Here is an 18084-nt window from a genome sequence, read left to right as displayed (position 1 = left end):
GGATCCGGGAGGGGGTGGGGCAGGCCGGGCCGGCGCCCCGGGCAGGCCGGCCCGGCTCAGGCCTCCGCGTCAGGGCGGTCGAGGCGATCGAGGTAGCGCAGCGCCACCGTGGTCGACTGCTCGGCCACCTTGAGCAGGAACGGCGTCACGTCGCGGTAGATGTGCTGCGTGATCGCCTCGGCGGAGGCGTCGCGGCCCAGCTCGGCCCGCGCGGCGACGATCTGCTCGAGCCGGTCGCGCCGGTGCTGCCCGAGGACCTGCGCGGCGCGGCCGGTGTTCTCGACGTCGGGCCCGTGGCCGGGGATGCCGATCACACCGTCGGCCCGCGCGGCGAGCAGGTCCATGCTGCCCAGGTAGTCGCCGAGATCGCCGTCGGTCGAGTCGAGCACGGTCGAATCCCTGCCGAGGATCGTGTCACCGAGGACCACGCAGTCCGGCCGGGCCGTGAACCCGGCGCCGGCGGGCCGCACCTCGAGGCTGACCGAATCGGCCGTGTGCCCCGGCGTGCCCAACACGGTGATGTCCAGTCCGGCGGCGTGGATCACCTCGTCGTCGTCGCCGTCCGTCACCAACGGTGCGGCGTCGCGACAGAACCGTTCATCGACGGCCCGTACGGGGGCGGTGGTGAAGGCGCGCAGGTGATCGATGCCGTCGGTGTGGTCACCGTGGCGATGGGTGACGACGACGAGCTCGATCTCCCCCACGATCGCCGCGATCCGCTCGGCGTGCGCGCGGTCGTCGGGCCCGGGATCCACCACCACGCAGGTGGGCGACCCGGGGGCCCGCAGGACGACCGTGTTGGTCCCCTCGAAGGTCATCTCGGAGGGGTTGTCGCAGAGGATGACCCCGGACAGGTCCGTGACGGGCCGGAGCGTCTCGTACGCCGGGAAGCTGATCGGGGTCAGTCCTGCTGTCATGGCGGCTAGACCTCGACCTCGACGACCAGCTCGACCTCGACGGGCGCGTCGAGCGGCAGCTCGGAGACGCCGACGGCGGAGCGGGCGTGGACGCCGGCGTCGCCGAAGAGCTCACCGAGGACGTCGGACGCACCGTTGACCACCGCGGGCTGCCCGTGGAAGCCGGGCGCCGAGGCGACGAAGCCGACGACCTTGACGATCTTCACCACGGCGTCGATGCCCACGAGCGCGTCGACGGCGGCCAGCGCGTTGAGTGCGCACGTCCGGGCCAGGTCGGCGGCCTGCTCGGGGTCGACCTCGGCCCCCACCTTGCCGGTGGCGGCCAGCGTGCCGTCGACCATGGGCAGCTGGCCCGAGGTGTAGACGAACGTGCCCGCCCGGACGGCGGGGACGTAGTTGGCGACCGGCGGGACGACCGTCGGCAGCTCCACGCCGAGCTGCTCGAGCTTGCGGCTCCAGTAGCCCCCGGACTCGGCCTCGGGCATCAGAGCCGTCGCTTCATGTAGGCGACATGCTGCTCACCCGTCGGGCCGGGCAGCACGGAGACCAGCTCCCAGCCGTCGCTCCCCCACTGGTCGAGGATCTGCTTGGTGGCGTGCGTCAGCAGCGGCACGGTGACGTATTCGAACCGGTCGGTTCCGGTGGATTCGCTCATGGGCCCCACTCTAGGTAAGTGACGAGCGTCCCGCGCGCGGTGGTGTGAGCGCTTAGTGTGGGGCCATGCCGTCCACTGAGAACCCAGGTACGCGGTCGACACGGGCGACCATCGCCGATGCGCTGTCCACCGGATGGTCGGACAGGTCCGAGCGGGCCGAGTTGCACTACGTGTCCGGGAAGGGCGGGACGGGTAAGACGACGGTCGCCACCTCGCTCGCGCTGGCGCTCGCCTCGACCGGCAAGCGCGTCCTGTTGGTGGAGGTCGAGGAGCGCCAGGGGATCGCCCGGACCTTCGACCGCGAACCGCTGCCGTACAGCGAGGAGCTCGTCGCGCGGGTCGACGGAGGCGGCAAGGTGTTCGCGCTGGCCATCGACATCGAAGCGGCGATGCTCGACTACCTCGACACCTTCTACCGCCTCGGCGTTGTGGGCAAGGTGATGAAGTCGGTGGGCGCCATCGAGTTCGCCACCACGATCGCGCCCGGCCTCAAGGACGTGTTGCTCACCGGCAAGATCTACGAGGTCGTCACGCGCGAGCACGCCAAGCGCGAGGTCGTCTACGACGCGGTGGTCGTGGACGCGCCGCCCACCGGCCGGATCGGCAAGTTCCTCGACGTCACCACCGCGATGGCCGACCTCGCCGGCGGGGGCGGGCCCATCCGGCGCCAGGCCGAGGCCGTGTCCGAACTGGTGCACTCGCCGAGGACGGTCGTGCACCTGGTGACGCTGCTGGAGCCCCTGCCCGTGCAGGAGACGCTCGAGGCGATCGATGAGCTCAAGAGCCACAGCCTGCGTGTCGGCCAGGTGATCATCAACCGCGCCGAGACGCGGCACCTGGACGACGAGGCGCTCGGGCGGATCGCCGAGGAGGACATCGACGCCGAGGCGGTGCGCGCCGGCCTCTCCGAGACCGCGGTGGAGGTCGACGACGAGGGCTTCGAGGGGCTGCTGGTGCAGGCCATCGAGCACGCCCGCGTCGCCCGCGGGCAGCTCCGGGCGGGCGAGACGCTGACGTCGGCAGCCTGCCCCACCCTCGTCCTGCCGGCCCTGCCCCACGGGGTGGAGGTCGCCGACCTGTACGACCTCGCCTCCGCCCTCGTCGACCAGGGAGTGCACTGACATGACACGTCGTCTCGACATCACGGCCATGCTCACCGACCCCGCCACCCGCGTTGTGGTGTGCACCGGCGCCGGCGGCGTGGGCAAGACCACCACCGCCGCCGCGGTCGCGCTGCGGGCCGCCGAACTCGGCCGCGACACGGTCGTGCTGACGATCGACCCGGCCCGCCGCCTCGCGCAGGCCCTCGGGATCGACGAGCTCTCCAACGAGCCCGCGCCCGTCGAACTGGGCGGCTCCGGGGCCGGTGGCGCAGGGGCGGCCGGAAGCGGGCCGGCCGGCAGTGCGTCGGCCGGCAGCGGCTCGCTCCACGCGATGATGCTCGACATGCGGCGCACGTTCGACGAGCTGGTCGTGGCCAACACCTCCGAGGAGAACGCGCGCGCCATCCTCGACAACCGCTTCTACAAGACCATGGTCACCTCGTTCGCGGGGACCCAGGAGTACATGGCCATGGAGAAGCTCGGGCAACTGCTCGACGACTCGGCGTGGGACCTCGTCGTCGTCGACACCCCTCCCTCGCGCAACGCCCTCGACTTCCTCGACGCCCCGCGCCGGCTCGGCGCGTTCCTCGACAGCCGACTCATGCGCCTGCTCTCGACTCCCGGGCGCGGGGTGGGGCGCCTCGTCTCCGGCGCGATGAGCACCGCCATGCGCGGGGTGTCGGCCGTGGTGGGCTCATCGATGCTCAAGGACGCCTCCGAGGTCGTGGTGGCACTGGACTCCACGTTCGGCGGCTTCACCACGCGCGCGGCCCGCACCCAGGCGATCCTGCGTCGCAAGGGCACCGAGTTCCTCGTGGTCTCCTCTGCTGAGCGCCCCGCGCTGCGCGAGGCCGCCTACTTCGCCGAGCGCCTGGCCGAGGAACGCATGCCGCTCGCGGGAGTCGTGGTGAACCGGACCCACCCGCGGCTGACCGACCTGAGCGCCGAGCAGGCCTGCGCGGCCGCCGACCGGCTGAGCGGCCGGAACGCGGAGGCCGAGGCGGTCCTGCGCATCCACGCCGACCGAGCCGGCACCGCCAAGCAGGAGCTGCGGCTGCTCGAGTCGTTCACCGACACGCATCCGGACGTACGGATCGTCGGCGTGCCGTCGCTGCCGTTCGAGATCTCCAACCTCGAGGCGCTGCGCTCGGTGGGCGACCAGCTCTGCGGCTGAGGCGTCGCCGGGCGGACCGATCGGCTCCGGCCGGGATGTGCGAACGCGGCCCGCAGGCGGATGCCGCGGGCCGCGTCGGGAAGCCGGTCGGGGTCTTACGGGCGACGACGCGAGGGGGCGTCGAAGCCCGGGCCGAGCTGACTCAGTAGGCGGCGGAGTGCCGCTCGATCTGCTGGGCGAAGAAATCGGCCCAGGACCGCACCTCGGGATGCTGCTTGAGCAGGGCACGCCGCTGACGCTCGGTCATCCCGCCCCACACGCCGAACTCGACGCGGTTGTCCAGCGCGTCCGCCCGGCACTGCAGGAGTACGGGGCAGTGGCGGCAGATGGAGGCGGCCTTGCGCTGAGCGGCCCCGCGGACGAACAGCTCGTCGGGATCGATGTCCTTGCAGCGGGCCTGGGCGACCCATTCCTGGCGCCCTTCCCCGATGATGACCTCCTCGGAACCGAGGGGATTGCTTGAGCCGGGGCGGACCCCGTTACCGGAGGAGCGGGTGGTCCCGGGGAGGGTAGCCGTCATCGAAAAACCCCTAGTCTGTGTGAAGGCGTGGGCGGGTTCACCGCACACGCCTCCGGCCTTCTGAGCCCGCCCGGCGCGGCGGGCCCACTGTGTACGCGATGCGCCCGCACCGGGGTCGGAGGAGTGCGACCCCATCTCGGTCCGGAACGTCCCGCGTTCCCCCATATTGTTACCGCAGTCACACAACAGAAGTAAAGAGTTGACACCGGAACCCCGCTCACGGGGTGGTCCGGCGATGTCTGTCACGTACTCTGGGCGCGTGTCGGCTATGAGTTCGCTGGGAAAGCTGGTCGCGACCTGTGTGGCGGCCGGGGTGGTGGCGGCGGGCTCGCTGTTCCCCATCGCGGGCGCGGCCGGTCTCGCGTCCAACAAGATGGCCGACTCCCTGGCCGGGACGTCCGCCGATCTCATCAAGGGCGACCTGCCCTCGATCTCGACGGTCACGGACGCCGGCGGGCAGCCCATCGCGTGGCTCTACGACCAGCAGCGTGTGTTGGTGCCCAGCGAGGAGATCTCGCCGCAGATGAAGCTCGCGATCATCGCCATCGAGGACCGACGATTCGCGGACCACAACGGCGTCGACTGGCGGGGCACCATCCGGGCGGCCCTGACCAACGCCACCTCCGGTGAGGTCGAGCAGGGCGCGTCGACCATCGACCAGCAGTTGGTCAAGAACTACCAGTTTCTCGTCTCCGCCGAGAACGACGCGGAACGTCGTGCCGCCGTGGAGACCACCCCCGCCCGCAAGATCAAAGAGATCCGGATGGCGCTGACCCTCGACGGGGAGCTGAGCAAGGACGAGATCCTCACCAAGTACCTCAATCTGGTCTCGTTCGGCAACGGCGCGTTCGGCGTCCAGACGGCCGCCCAGACGTACTTCGGGGTCGACGCCGCGGACCTGACGGTCCCGCAGGCGGCGATGCTCGCGGGCATGGTGCAGTCCACCAGCCGCTTCAACCCGTTCACCAATCCGGAGGACACGAAGCAGCGTCGCGACACGGTGATCGACACGATGGTCCAGACCGGGGCGATCACCCCCGCCGAGGGCGCGCAGTACATGGCCGAGCCGCTCGGGGTGCTCGAGCGGCCCAACTCCCTGCCCCGTGGGTGCATCACCGCAGGCGACAGCGGTTTCTTCTGCGACTACGTGCTGCAGTACCTCGACGAGAACGGGCTCAGCCGCGAGATGGTCGAGCAGGGCGGGTACACCATCCGCACGACGCTGGACTCGACCGTGCAGGACAACGTCCAGCGCGCCGTCGACACCTACGGCAACCCCACCGCCCAGGGCGTGGCCGAGGTGATGAGCGTCGTCCGGCCCGGCAAGGACGCCCACAAGGTCGTCGCCATGGCCTCCAGCCGCCAGTACGGTCTCGAGCTGGGCGACAGCCAGACCGTCCAACCTCAGCCGTTCTCACTGGTCGGCGACGGTGCGGGCTCGGTCTTCAAGGTCTTCACGGTCGCCGCGGCGATGGAGAAGGGCATGGGTACCTCCACCTCCCTGCCGGTGCCACGCCGCGTCCAGGTGGCGGGACTCGGCTCCGGCGGCGCCGCCGGCTGTCCGCCCGGTCAGTACTGCGTGGAGAACGCCGGCTCGTACCCCGGGTCGTTGCCGGTACCCGACGCGCTCGCCCAGTCCCCCAACACGACCTTCGTGAACCTCATCAAGGACGTCGGCGTGGCCCCGACGGTCGACATGGCCGTCCGGTTGGGCATGCGCTCCTACGATCGCAAGGGCACCGCGGCCGGCGGCGACTCGATCAGCGGCTTCATCAAGAAGAACAACCTCGGGTCGTTCACCCTCGGTCCCACCGCCGTCAACGCGCTGGAACTGTCCAACGTCGGTGCCACCCTCGCGTCCGGCGGCGTCTGGTGCCCTCCCAGCCCCATCGAGTCGATCACCGACCGGACCGGGAAACCTGTCGAGCTGAACGAGCCGGAGTGCGAGCAGGTGGTCGAGGAGGGGCTCGCGAACACCCTCGCCGTCGCCATGTCCAAGGACCACGTGGGCGCCGGCACGGCGGCCGGTGCCGCGGCGGGCGCGGGCTGGAACCGGCCCATGTCGGGCAAGACCGGTACCACCGAGGCCAACCGCTCGTCCGCGTTCCTCGGCTTCACCAACAACTACGCGGCGGCCGTCTACGCCTTCAACGACGGCACCACCACCACCGAGCTGTGCACCAGCCCCCTGCGGCAGTGCTCGTACGGCAACCTCTTCGGCGGCCTCGAGCCGGCGCAGACCTGGTTCTCGGCCTTCTCCCCGATCGCGGACATCTACGGCCCGGTCCGGTTGCCCGCGCCCGACCCCGCCTACGAGGCCGGGACCAGTGGCGAGAGCACCCCGGACGTGGAGGGCATGAGCCAGTCCGCCGCCACCTCCCTGCTCACCAACGCGGGCTTCACCGTCAACACCCAGTTCGTCTCCGGCACCGGCCGCCCGTACGGCACGGTCATCGGCCTCGACGGCGGCACCGGCATCCCCGGCTCCCAGGTGACCCTGCGCGTGTCCGACGGATCGGGCGGGGGCGGCGGGACCTCCGGCGCCTCGGGACAGGGTGCCACCGGACCCGGCGCCGCGGTCGGCGACCAGCCCCTGGTCCTCAACGTGCCCGGCCTGGCACCCATCACCATCTCGCCGCCGCGGTAGCCGCGCCACACGCGGGCTCGCTCCCGGCGGCCACACGCGGGCTCGCTCCCGGCGGCGACCCCGCGTGGCGTCGGTAGTCTGGGAAGATGCGTCGTCCCCCACGGAAAAACCAGGCTTCGCCGACCTCCCCCGCCCGTGCGGCCGCCGTCCTCGCCGGCGCGGCCGTGGCCGGGACCGTCTACGCCAGCGGCTGGGAGCGCAACGCCTTCACGCTGCGCCGCCACACCCTGCCCCTGCTCGCCCCGGGCTCCGAGCCACTGTCCATCCTCCACATCTCGGACCTGCACATGATGCCGGGCCAGAGGCGTAAGCAGCAGTTCGTCTCCTCGCTGGCCGAGCTGCGGCCGGACATGGTGGTCAACACCGGCGACAACCTCTCCAGTGACCGCGCCGTGCCCTCGGTGGTCCAGGCCCTCGGCCCGCTGCTCGACCGACCCGGCGCCTTCGTGTTCGGCTCCAACGACTACTTCGCGCCCGTACCCAAGAACCCGCTGTCCTACATCGGACTCGGCGCCAAGAAGCACTCCGCCGTGCCCCTGCCGTGGCGTGACCTCAAGGCCGCCTTCACCGAGCGCGGCTGGGTCGACGCCACCCACCGCCGCGCCGAGATCGCGGTGGACGGGCGGCGCGTGCTGGTGGCCGGCGTCGACGACCCCCACATCGGCCGCGACCGCTACGACGAGATCGCCGGACCCGCCGGGCCGGCGTTCGATCTGCGGCTCGGGCTGCTCCACTCGCCCGAGCCGCGCGTGCTGGACCGGTTCGACGCCGACGGGTACGACCTGGCGATGGCCGGACACACCCACGGTGGCCAGCTCTGCCTGCCCACCGGCGCGATCATCACCAACTGCGGCATCGACCGCTCGCGGGCCCAGGGCCTCTCCGCGTGGGGCCGGGACCTGGTCCTGCATGTGTCCGCCGGCCTCGGCACCTCGCCGTATGTGCCGATCCGCACGTTCTGCCGACCGGAGGCCACGCTGCTCGAACTGGTCGCCGTCCCCGGGGGTGGGGACGGCGGATCCGAGGTCCCGGTGACCCCGCAGCGGGAGAAGGTGCCCCTGCCCGCCTGACCCGGTTTCGCGATTCCGGCCACGGGGCGCTACAGTAATCCTCGTTGTCGACCGGGGTGTGGCGCAGCTTGGTAGCGCGCTTCGTTCGGGACGAAGAGGCCGTGGGTTCAAATCCCGCCACCCCGACAATGGGAGGGCCCGGATCACGTCAGTGGTCCGGGCCCTCCGCTCATTTCCGGCCGCGCGGCGGCGGTCTACCGGTGCACAGGGCGGACGACACTCCGTATTCTCGTGGCATGACCTCAGAGACCGACGTCCAGAACGCCGCCACTTCCGGGGATTCCGCGCCCGAGAACGGCGCGCCGGTGCACCCCGATTTCGGCCGCATCACCACCACCGGTGCCGGGGACCCGACCCTCGCCGCCGCACTGCAGAAGGTCCTCGACGGGACCTGGGCGGACGCGCGCGAGTTCACCCGCGACTCCATGACCCCGGACATGCTCAATCCGATCGGGCTGACCATGGAGGAGCACCGCGACCACGTCCTCGCCCAGCTCCAGCGGCTGGCGGACTCGGGGATGCCCAAGCTCGGCTTCCGCGAGGAGGACGGCGGCACGGGTGACACCGGCGGCGCGTTGACGTCGTTCGAGATGCTCGGGCACCTCGATCTGTCGCTGATGGTCAAGGCCGGCGTCCAGTGGGGCCTGTTCGGTGGCGCGATCGCCAACCTGGGCAACGCCGAGACGCGTAAGAAGTACCTGCCGGACGTCATGTCGCTGGACCTCCTGGGTTGTTTCGCCATGACCGAGATCGGTGGCGGCTCGGACGTGCAGAACCTCGAGACCACGGCGACGTACGACCGCGAGACCGGCGAGTTCGTCGTCAACACCCCCACCCCCAGCGCCGAGAAGGCGTACATCGGCAACGCGGCCCGCGACGGCCGGATGGCGGCGGTCTTCGCGCAGCTCATCACCCACGAGGACGGCGAGGAGCTACGCCACGGCGTGCACTGCCTGCTCGTGCCGATCCGGGACGAGTCGGGCAACGACCTGCCGGGCGTGAGGACCACCGACCACGGCCACAAGGGCGGCCTGCAGGGTGTGGACAACGGCCGCATCTGGTTCGACGATGTGCGCGTGCCCCGCGAGGCGCTGCTCGACCGCTTCGGCGCCGTCGACGCCAGCGGAAGGTACTCCTCCCCCATCGACTCGGTGGGGGCCCGGTTCTTCACCATGCTGGGCACGCTCATCCGCGGCCGCGTCTCCGTGGGGGCGGCCTCCGGCGCGGCGGCCCGGACCGCGTTGGCGATGGCCGTGCGGTACTCGCTGGTCCGCCGTCAGTTCGATCATCCGGAGACCGGCAAGGGGATCCCGCTGCTGGAGTACCGCGAGCATCAGCGTCGGCTGATGCCGCGGGTGGCGCGGGCGTTTGCCTACGCGTGCGCACAGAACGCGATCATCGCCGAGCTCGACGAGTTCGAGCGGAACCCTGAGGCGTTCGACGAGGTCAAGCGGCGTGAGATGGAGACCCACGCCGCGGGCATCAAGGCCACGGTCACCGCGTTCGCCAACGACACCATCGTCGAGGCCCGTCTCGCCTGTGGCGGCGCGGGGTACATGGCCGAGAACCGCATCACCGAGCTGCGCAAGGACTGCGACGTCTTCTCGACCTTCGAGGGCGACAACGTGGTGCTCACGCAGCTCGTCGGCAAGGAGCTGCTCACCGCCTACGCGTCCGAGTTCGGGAACATGGACCAGCGCGAGACGGTGGCGTTCGCGCTGGGCACAGCCGTGGACGTGGTGCAGGAGAAGGCCCGCGCCTCGACCCTGTGGCAGAAGCTCGTCGACGCGGTGACCGACCGCGAGCACACCGACCTGCTCGACCGCGGCAACCAGCTCGAGCTGCTCGTCGACCGCGAGGAGCACCTGCTGGAGACGGTCGCCCGCCGGCTGCGCAAGGCGCAGGGCGAGGACGGCTCGGCGGCGTTCAAGGTGTTCAACTCGGCGCAGGACCACCTGCTGCAGGCCGGCCGCGCGCACATGGACAGCTGGGTGTTCGCCCGCTTCGCCGAGGCCGTGGACGCGTGCGAGGACCCGGAGGCCAAGGAGGTCCTGGGGATGCTGTGCGACCTGTACGTGTTGGACATCGTCGACGCCGACAAGGGCTGGTTCCTCGAGCACAACCGTCTCACCACCGAGCGCACCAAGGCCGCCACCGCGGCGCGCAACCGCCTGTGCACGAAGCTCGCCGGTCGGGCGCGCACGCTGGTCGACGCGTTCGCGATCCCCGAGTTCGTGTTCGAGGTCCCCATGCTCACCGACGGCGGGGTCGACACGCTGACCGATGAGCCGGCGGACGAGCACGAGGTCGCGGGCCTGGCCGACTGACCTCGCGCGACCCCTTCATCGAGAAGAGCGTTCCGCACACGTTTCCCGAGAGGAAGGTGTGCGGAACGCTCTTCTCGTTGCGGCGGGCCCGGGGCCGCAGCGGCGCGGGACCTACCGGCGGTCCCGGGGCCGTCCGGCGAGGCGCACCGCCAGCAGCGAGCACACCGCGACGGCCGCCAGGACAGCCGCGCCGGTCCACGCCACTGACGCGGGGCCGGCCAGCAGCAGCGCGTCGAGCGCGGCGGTGGCCTGCCCCGTGGTGGTGGCGGAGGTCGCGGTGACGAGCGCGGAGGGCGCGCCGCCGGCGACCCACACCCACCACGCCGCGCCGGCCGCCGCGGCGGCGAGAAGGGTCGCCACGATCCGTCCGGGCCACGCGCCGAGCACCGCGACCAGTGCGCGCCACAGGGCGGAGGAGGCGACGACGACGAGGGCGACCACCGCCACGACCGCGGCCACCCCGGCCGCGGAGAGGCCGTCCGCGGTGGCCAGCGCCCACGCGGACAGGCCCGCCGTGAGCAGGGTCAGGGCCAGGACGGATTCGGCGCGCGACGAGCCGGGCCGGCGGACGAGCTGGACGAGCAGGGCCCCGAGGACCGCGGCGGCGGCGACGCCGAGGATCCCGGCGGAGGTGCGCCGCTGGGCGTCGTCGGCGGCCGCGGCTGCCGCCGGTGCGGCCTCGCCCTGTTCGGCGGCCAGCGCGCGCCCGGTCCTGCCGATGGCGTCCTGGGTGCGGCCGGCGGAGTCGGCGACGCTCGCCGCACCGTCGCGCAGCGCGTCGGCGCCGGTGGAGAGCTCGCCCGCCCCGGTGGCGAGTTCACGGGCGCCGCGCGTGGCCTGGTAGACGCCGTCGCGCAGGTCGGCGCCCGGCTGGGAGAGCTGGCGGGCGAGTTCGGCGGCGCCGGAGTCGAGACGGTCGAGGTTGCTCAGGGTGTTCTGGTCGAGACCCTGGGCGGAGAGCTGGTCGCGCAGGCCGATGAGCGCGTTGCGGGCCTGTACGACCTCGGGGGCGTCGCCCTCGAGTCGGGTCAGGGCGTCCTCGATGGCGGTGGAGACCTGACCCTGGATCACGGCGACCCCTCGGACGGCGCCGACGACCTGCCGGACCCCGCCGGCCACCTCGTCGGCGCCCGTGCCGGCCTGGCCCATGCCGGCCTGCAACTGCTCCATCCCGGCGGCGAGCTCGGCCGAGCCGTCGCGGAGCTGCCCGGCCCCGGCGGCGAGCTCGGCCGATCCGGAGCGGAGCTGCTCGGCCCCGGCGACGGTGAAGGACGAGTTGGCCGACGCCTCGGACAGCGCGGAGCGCAGGGGCCCGCCGGCCCCGGGGGCTGCCTCCTTCTGCTGGGGCGTCGGGCCGACCACCGCCCACAGCGCCGCGAGCACCAGTGGTGCGATGACGAGCACCAGGCCCGCGAGCCGGCGGAACGGACCCGGCCCGCGCGCAGGCCCGGTCGCGGGCGCGGGGGCGGGTACGGCCTCGGGCTCGGCGGCGCCGCCCGGCCCGCGCCCGTCGGCGGACGGGGGGTCACCGACCGGGGGGAGGACGTCGGTGTCCGCTGAGGGGCCGGAGGGGGAATCCGAGGTGGTCATGGCCGGATCGTAATCCGGTGGCGCGCGGGTTCCCGCAGGTCACTCGGCATGCCCCCGTATCGGTGTCCGAGGGGGTTGTTAGACTCTGCCCTGTCCCGCACCCCCGATCCGGGCACTCGTTCGCCCGCATCGCCGCACGCCACCGCACAGCGACCTCTACCGCGCCGCGCAGGAAGGAGCCATGAGCCCCGTCCTCGCGATCGCCTCGGCCGGCCTGGCTACGCTTCTCGCGTGGCCGCTCACGAGGTGGCTCGGGCGCGGTGCGGGATGGCCGCTCGCAGCGCTCTACCTCCTGGGCGCGTTCGCCCTCCTGTCGCCGCTCTCGCTGGCCCTGTCGGGGATGCCCACCGAGGTGGTGCGGATCCCCTGGGTGCCGGCCCGCCACTGGACCCTGGACCTGTTCGCCGATCCCACCGGACTGCTCTTCGCGATGCTCGCGCTGGTGATCGGCGCGGTGGTGTTGATCTATTCGTCGTCGTACCTGTCCGGTGGTGAGGCGAGCGGCGACGGCCGGGCACGGACGCGCGGCCCACAGCACTACGGCTTCTTCCAGCTCATGACGCTGTTCACGGTCTCGATGCTGGGACTCGTGCTCACCGACTCCATGGTGCTGCTATACGTGTGCTGGGAGCTCACCTCGCTGGCGTCGTTCGCGCTGATCGCCAACTCGGGCCGGCCCGCGTACTCCTCGGCCTTCCGCACGCTCACGGTGACGGTCGTCGGCGGTCTCGTGCTGCTGGGCGCGCTCGTGGCCATATGGATCCGTACCGGCACCACCTCGATCTCCGAGGCCCTGTCCCACGACGTCTGGTACACCGACCCCGGGTTCACCGCGGCCGTCGCCGCGGCCGTGGCGGTGGCCGCGTTCACCAAGTCCGCGCAGTTCCCGTTCCACTTCTGGCTGCCCGACGCCATGGCCGCCGCGACCCCCGTGAGCGCGTACCTGCACGCGGCCGCGGTCGTGAAGGCCGGCATCTTCCTGTTCATGCGGTTCTCCCCCGCCTTCCACGACGTCCCCGTCTGGAACGCCCTGCTCGTGTCCGTCGGCATGGGCACGGCCGTGATGGCGGCGGTGTTCGCACTGCAGAAGACCGACCTCAAGCAGCTCATGGCGTACTCCACCGTGAGCCAGCTGGGCTGGATCACCGCGGCGATCGGCGTAGGGACCCAGGAGTCGCTCGCCGCCGCCGCGCTGCACACCGTCGCCCACGCCCTGTTCAAGTCCGGCCTGTTCATGCTGGTCGGCGTGATCGACCACGAGGCCGGCGCGCGCGACATCCGCGACCTGGGCCCCCTGTGGCGGCGCATGCCGTGGGCGTTCGGCGCCACCGTGCTCGGCGCGGCCGCCATGGCCGCCGTCCCGCCGACCCTGGGCTTCGTGTCCAAGGAGTCCATGCTCATCGCGTTCGGCGACGTCGCCGGCGGGCAGCCCGTCGCGGTGACCGCGCTGCTCACCGCCGCGGTGATCGGGGCGATCCTCACCTTCCTCTACTGCGCGCGGATCGTCCTGGGCGGCTTCCTCGGCGCCTACCGCGACCCCTCCCGTCCCGCGAAGGACGTGGACGAGGTCCACGAGGCACCGGTTCGGTTATGGCTTCCCGCGGCCCTGCCCGCGGCGATCGGGCTGCCACTGTCACTGGTGGTGTGGGTCTTCGACGTACCGATGTCCGCGGTGGCGGAGGCCGCGGCCGGGCCGTTCGGCTGGCCGCCACACGAGCCGGGCGTCGGCGTCGTCTATGGCACCCCGCCCGCCGGGACGATCGACGATCTCACCCACGAGGCCCACTTCGTCCTGTGGCACGGGCTCACCCTCGAGGTCGGGCTCACCGCTCTGATCCTCGTGGTCGGCGCTTTGCTGGTGTGGCGCCGCCGCGCGGTCGACCGCCTGCTGGACCGAGAGCTGCTGCCGTTCACCGGCGCCTCCGTGCTGGAGTCCCTGACCTCCGCCGTCACCCGCGCCGGGCGCGCCCTCGTCCGGCCCACCGCGTCGGATTCGCCCGCCCGTCACGCCGGCGCGCTGCTGGCCGTCCTCACCGTCTACGCGGTCGGGATCGGCGGATGGGCACTGGCCACCGGCACGACGATCCCCCCGCGCGTCGGGGGACTCGACAGGTCGATCGACGTCGTCCTGCTCATCGTCGTGATCGTCGGCGTCCTCGGACTGTGCGCCGCCCACTCCCGGCTCGCCGCGGCCGTGCTGCTGTCCGCGGTCGGCATCGCCGTGACCATCCAGATCTTCGGACTCGGGGCACCCGATGTCGGCATGACCCAACTCCTGGTCGAGGCCCTCACCGTCATCATGTTCGTGCTGGTCCTTCGGCGCCTGCCCCGCGATTTCATCGCCGCCTCCCGCCCCCGGAACACCGCTGCCATCATCCTGGCCGTGCTCACCGGTGTCACGGCCACCATCGGTGTCCTCGTCTTCACCGGGCGCCGCGAGCGGTCCCCCGTCGGCATGTACCTGCTCGAGAACGGGCCGGAGATCACCGGCGGGAGCAACGTCGTCAACACCATCCTGGTGGAGTTCCGTGCGCTCGACACCTTCGGCGAGGTCGCCGTGCTCGGCGTCGCCGGCATCGCGATCCTCGGGGTCCTCGGCTCGGTGCGGGCCACCGCCCTGGCCATCGACCCGCCGCCCGCCGCCGACCCGCTACCGGGCACCGTGCAGAGCACCGGGACCGCGGCGGAGGCGCTGGAGGACGCCACCCGCAACACCGTGCCGCTGAAGTTGCTCGCCCGCGGCGTGACGCCGATCCTCGGCGTGGTCTCCGTGATGCTGCTGTGGCGCGGCCACAACGAGCCCGGCGGCGGATTCATCGCGGCCCTCGTCGCCGCGTGCGCGTTCGCGCTGATCTACCTCGCCCGCGAGTCGGACCGCCCGGTGAGCCGGCCGTCCACCCCGGTCGCGCTCATCGGCGGCGGACTCGTGATCGCGGGCCTCACCGGCATCGGCGGGTACGCGCTCGGGCAGTTCCTGCAGCCCGCCCACTGGTACGTGGCCGGGCAGCACCTGTCGAGCGCCCTCATCTTCGACCTCGGTGTCTTCGCCGGCGTCCTCGGCCTGGTCATGACCGCCTTCAACACGCTCGGCGCCGGGCGTGCGCCCATCGAGGTCGTACCAGGCCCGGACGAGCCGGACACCGGTCGGCGTTCGGGCGCGCGCGGGCGGCGGGCCCGGCGAAAGGCGGGGGTCGGCGCGGGCGTCGGCGCGGACGTCGATGGGGATCGCCGTGAGAGCCGCGACGCTGACGACGACGCCGGCCACGGCGCCGAGGAGGTCACCCCGTGACGATCGCGATCATGATCGGCGTCCTCACCGCGGGCGGCGTCTACCTGATGATGCAGCGCGGGATGGTCCGCGTCGTCTTCGGGCTCGCGCTCATCAGCCACGCCGTCAACCTCACCCTGCTCAGCGCCGGGGTCGCCGCGTGGCGCGCCGAGCCGCTGGAGGGCGTCAACGGACTCGATGTATCCGCCGACCCACTCCCCCAGGCCTTTGTCCTCACCGCGATCGTCATCACCCTCGCGGTGACGGTGTTCATGCTCTCCCTCGCCGTGGTGAGTCGTGACGACGACACCCACAACGTCCCGCCAACCGGTGAGGAGCCCGCGCCGTGACCGCCCTGCTGCTGCCGCTGCTGGCCGCCATCCCGGTGATGGCCGCCGCCGTGACCGCGATCCTGCCGTCGCGCACGGCCGGGCGACTCGTGGCCCTGGCCGTCCCTGCGGCCACCGCGGTCGCGGGTGTCGCGCTCCTTGTGCAGCACCGGTCCGAGCCCGTCGTCGCCGGCTCGGTCGGCGGATTCGTCCCCGGCGTGGCGATCCCCTTCGTCTCCGACTCCTTCACGGCGCTCATGCTGGTCACCACGGGCGTGGTCGCGCTGGCGTCGCTGATCTTCTGCGATCTCACCGGCGAGTTCGGCCGCAGCCGCTACTTCGCGCCGCTCGCCCTGCTGCTGCTGGCGGGCGCCAACGGCGCACTGCTCACCGGCGACCTGTTCAACCTCTTCGTCTTCGTCGAGGTCATGCTGCTGCCCTCGTACGCGCTCATCGCCATGACGGGCACCTGGCGCCGGCTCGGCGTGGGCCGCCTGTTCGTGGTGATCAACCTGCTGACCTCCACGCTCCTGCTCGTCGGCGTCGGCTTCGTCTACGCGTCCGCGGGCAGCGTCAACCTCGCCGTGCTCGCCGGAGCGGCACGCGAGGACGGCCGGGTCGGCGCCGCGCTGGGCGTCGTGCTCATGGCGCTGTGCATCAAGGCCGGCGCGGTCCCCGTCCACGGGTGGCTGCCCCGCGCCTACCCGGGCACCTCGTCCGGGGTCATGGCGCTGTTCTCCGCGCTGCACACCAAGGTCGCCCTGTACGCGATCATCCGCATCTGGTCGACCGCGTTCGATCTCGACCCGGCCTGGGGCAGGGTGCTGCTGGTGGTGGCTCTGGTGACCACCATGTGGGGAGCCGTCGCGTCCGCCTCCCCGGCCGGTGCCAGGGAGATCCTCGCCTGGCAGATGGTCTCCGGCGTCGGTGTCATCCTCGCCGCCCTCGCCGTCGCCCAGGCCCCCGGCGGCGCGATCGTCTACATGATCCACCACATGGTCACCATCGGCGCCCTCGTGATGCTGCTGGGCGCCGCCGAGCACGTGTACCGCAGCGGGCAGCTCGGCGGGCTCTCCGGCCTCTGGTACCGCGAGCGGCCGCTGGCGGTTCTGCTCGTGCTCGCGATCGCGGCCCTCGTCGGACTGCCCCCCACCTCGGGACTGATCGGCAAGCTCGAGGTCATCGACGCCGCCCTCGGGGCGGGCGGGGCGTGGGGCGTCGTCACCGTCGTCGTCGTCCTGGTCGCCTCGCTCATCGGCCTGATCGCCATGCTCCGGCTGTGGCGCGGCACAATGTGGGGCGGGAGTGACCACGACGAGGCGCGCCCGGCCCGCCGCGTTCCGACGAGGCTGCTCGTGCCCGGTGGCGCACTCGCCGCCGTCTCGGTGGCGCTGTTCCTCGGCTACGGGGCGGTCGCGCCCGAGGTGGACCGAGCGGTCGCCGGCCTCGTGGACACCGACGCGTACGTCGCGGCGGTTCTCGGCGGGCCGGACGCGATGACGGAGTCGACGATCGGGGGCCGCCCGTGATGCGTCGCGTGCTGCGGGCCCCGGTGGTCCTGGCCTGGCTGTTGTGGAACGTCGTCCTGTCGTCGTGGGCGCTGGCCAAGGAGGCCGTCACCCCCGGCCCCATCGGCACCCCGGTGCTGGTGCGGTACCCCATGCGCTGCCGCACCGACGTGGAGATCACCGCGCTGGCGTGGGCCATCACCGTCACGCCGGGGACGCTCGTGACGGTCATCGGCGACGACGAGATGTGGGTCCACGTGGTGCTGGGCGGTCCACGGGAGGAGATGATCGAGTTGCTCGGTCAGACGGAGAACCGGGTGCTGTCCGTCCTGCGAGGTGATGACGCGTGAGTCCGCTCCTGACGATTCTCCTGGCGGTGTCGACCGTGATCGTCGTCGCGAGCATGGTGGTCGCGGTCGTCCGGGCCGTGCGTGGGCCCGGAGACGCCAACCGCGCCGTCATGGCCGATCTGAGCTACTTCTGCGCGGTGGCGCTGTTCGTGCTGTTCGTGATCCGCCAGGGATCCGCGGTGGCGCTGGACGTCGTGATGCTCGGCTCTCTCATCGGGATCCTCTCGACCGTCGCGCTCGCGCGGTTGCTCTCACGGGGACAGCGGTGACGGCGATGGACACCTCGATGCTCACGGACCTGCTGATCGGCGTCCTGGCGCTGCTCGGATCACTGTGCTTCCTGGTGGCCGCGGTGACCATGTCCCGTGCCGGCGACGCGCTCACCCGGATCAACATCCTGTCCGTGGCGACCGGCCTGGGCATGATGCTGTTCATCCTGTCCGCGTACGTTCACGAGCTGACCACCGGGTTCACCTGGATGGCGACTCTCATGGCACTGGTGGCGCTCGGCGCGACGGTGGTCGTCACCACGGTCGCCTCCATCACCCTCGCGCGCGCCGCCTACCGCGCCGACGGCCGACTCGACCCGCTGACCGCCTACGACGACATCGCCGACGAGGATTGAT

Annotated in this window: 16 protein-coding genes and 1 tRNA gene; 12 read left to right on the top strand and 5 right to left on the bottom strand. The window is 72.0% G+C overall.

The window, feature by feature from the left end; all coding sequences use genetic code 11:
- Nucleotides 1-56: 56 nt before the first annotated feature.
- Genes KHA85_RS01855 through KHA85_RS01845 form a run of 3 tightly spaced genes read right to left on the bottom strand, consistent with a single transcriptional unit; the run spans nucleotide 57 to nucleotide 1572 of the window.
- Complete coding sequence (locus KHA85_RS01855) at nucleotides 57-917, bottom strand: MBL fold metallo-hydrolase (RefSeq protein ID WP_213184582.1); 861 nt, start codon at nucleotides 915-917, stop codon at nucleotides 57-59.
- A gap of 5 nt (nucleotides 918-922) precedes the next feature.
- Nucleotides 923-1402, bottom strand: coding sequence for a RidA family protein (locus KHA85_RS01850; RefSeq protein WP_063972211.1), 480 nt, complete (start codon nucleotides 1400-1402; stop codon nucleotides 923-925).
- Entirely contained in the window at nucleotides 1402-1572 is a 171-nt protein-coding gene (locus KHA85_RS01845) for a DUF4177 domain-containing protein (protein WP_007629907.1), read from the bottom strand. The genes KHA85_RS01850 and KHA85_RS01845 overlap by 1 nt, the downstream gene beginning before the upstream one ends.
- Before the next feature lie 65 nt (nucleotides 1573-1637).
- Here KHA85_RS01845 and bagA point away from each other — a divergent pair, with 65 nt between their 5' ends.
- Together bagA and bagB are read left to right on the top strand one after the other, a co-directional pair.
- Nucleotides 1638-2693: an ATPase BagA gene (bagA, locus tag KHA85_RS01840; protein ID WP_213184581.1), complete on the top strand. Its 1056-nt coding sequence runs from the start codon at nucleotides 1638-1640 to the stop codon at nucleotides 2691-2693.
- Between the two features lies 1 nt (nucleotide 2694).
- Nucleotides 2695-3849 (top strand): ArsA family ATPase, encoded by a 1155-nt coding sequence (bagB, locus tag KHA85_RS01835; protein WP_213184580.1) that lies wholly within the window; start codon nucleotides 2695-2697, stop codon nucleotides 3847-3849.
- 142 nt (nucleotides 3850-3991) lie between these two features.
- Here bagB and KHA85_RS01830 read toward each other — a convergent pair whose 3' ends face one another.
- On the bottom strand, nucleotides 3992-4369 hold the full coding sequence (locus tag KHA85_RS01830; RefSeq protein WP_061227537.1) for a WhiB family transcriptional regulator: 378 nt from the start codon (nucleotides 4367-4369) through the stop codon (nucleotides 3992-3994).
- A gap of 268 nt (nucleotides 4370-4637) precedes the next feature.
- On the opposite strand from KHA85_RS01830, the gene KHA85_RS01825 reads away from it, so the two are divergent.
- From KHA85_RS01825 to KHA85_RS01810, 4 genes are all read left to right on the top strand, one after another.
- Nucleotides 4638-7016 (top strand): transglycosylase domain-containing protein, encoded by a 2379-nt coding sequence (locus KHA85_RS01825; RefSeq protein WP_213184596.1) that lies wholly within the window; start codon nucleotides 4638-4640, stop codon nucleotides 7014-7016.
- Between the two features lie 86 nt (nucleotides 7017-7102).
- Nucleotides 7103-8086 (top strand): metallophosphoesterase, encoded by a 984-nt coding sequence (locus KHA85_RS01820; protein WP_213184579.1) that lies wholly within the window; start codon nucleotides 7103-7105, stop codon nucleotides 8084-8086.
- Between the two features lie 52 nt (nucleotides 8087-8138).
- Nucleotides 8139-8212: transfer RNA gene (locus KHA85_RS01815), tRNA-Pro, on the top strand.
- A 110-nt stretch (nucleotides 8213-8322) separates the two neighbouring features.
- Nucleotides 8323-10413: an acyl-CoA dehydrogenase family protein gene (locus KHA85_RS01810; protein ID WP_213184578.1), complete on the top strand. Its 2091-nt coding sequence runs from the start codon at nucleotides 8323-8325 to the stop codon at nucleotides 10411-10413.
- A gap of 111 nt (nucleotides 10414-10524) precedes the next feature.
- Here KHA85_RS01810 and KHA85_RS01805 read toward each other — a convergent pair whose 3' ends face one another.
- A complete protein-coding gene (locus tag KHA85_RS01805) occupies nucleotides 10525-12003 on the bottom strand; it encodes a hypothetical protein (protein WP_213184577.1) in 1479 nt (492 codons plus the stop codon).
- Between the two features lie 181 nt (nucleotides 12004-12184).
- On the opposite strand from KHA85_RS01805, the gene mbhE reads away from it, so the two are divergent.
- From mbhE to KHA85_RS01775, 6 genes are read left to right on the top strand one after another with little or no spacing between them, the layout of a single operon-like run.
- Nucleotides 12185-15292 (top strand): hydrogen gas-evolving membrane-bound hydrogenase subunit E, encoded by a 3108-nt coding sequence (gene mbhE / locus KHA85_RS01800; protein WP_213184576.1) that lies wholly within the window; start codon nucleotides 12185-12187, stop codon nucleotides 15290-15292.
- A complete protein-coding gene (locus KHA85_RS01795; protein WP_131885802.1) occupies nucleotides 15289-15621 on the top strand; it encodes a sodium:proton antiporter in 333 nt (110 codons plus the stop codon). The genes mbhE and KHA85_RS01795 overlap by 4 nt, the downstream gene beginning before the upstream one ends.
- Nucleotides 15618-17129 (top strand): proton-conducting transporter transmembrane domain-containing protein, encoded by a 1512-nt coding sequence (locus KHA85_RS01790; RefSeq protein WP_213184575.1) that lies wholly within the window; start codon nucleotides 15618-15620, stop codon nucleotides 17127-17129. The genes KHA85_RS01795 and KHA85_RS01790 overlap by 4 nt, the downstream gene beginning before the upstream one ends.
- Nucleotides 17129-17458, top strand: coding sequence for a Na+/H+ antiporter subunit E (locus tag KHA85_RS01785; protein WP_063972203.1), 330 nt, complete (start codon nucleotides 17129-17131; stop codon nucleotides 17456-17458). Before KHA85_RS01790 ends, KHA85_RS01785 begins: the two co-directional genes overlap by 1 nt.
- Complete coding sequence (locus KHA85_RS17790; protein ID WP_197471211.1) at nucleotides 17455-17727, top strand: monovalent cation/H+ antiporter complex subunit F; 273 nt, start codon at nucleotides 17455-17457, stop codon at nucleotides 17725-17727. The genes KHA85_RS01785 and KHA85_RS17790 overlap by 4 nt, the downstream gene beginning before the upstream one ends.
- 5 nt (nucleotides 17728-17732) lie before the next feature.
- Nucleotides 17733-18083, top strand: a complete 351-nt coding sequence (locus KHA85_RS01775; protein WP_063972202.1) for a cation:proton antiporter — start codon at nucleotides 17733-17735, stop codon at nucleotides 18081-18083.
- Nucleotide 18084 lies beyond the last annotated feature (1 nt).

The organism is Dietzia massiliensis (assembly GCF_018390595.1).
In the GTDB taxonomy this organism is placed as follows: Bacteria; Actinomycetota; Actinomycetes; order Mycobacteriales; family Mycobacteriaceae; genus Dietzia; species Dietzia massiliensis.
Note: the sequence above shows the minus strand (reverse complement) of the source record. Positions and strands in the feature narration are given on the sequence as shown.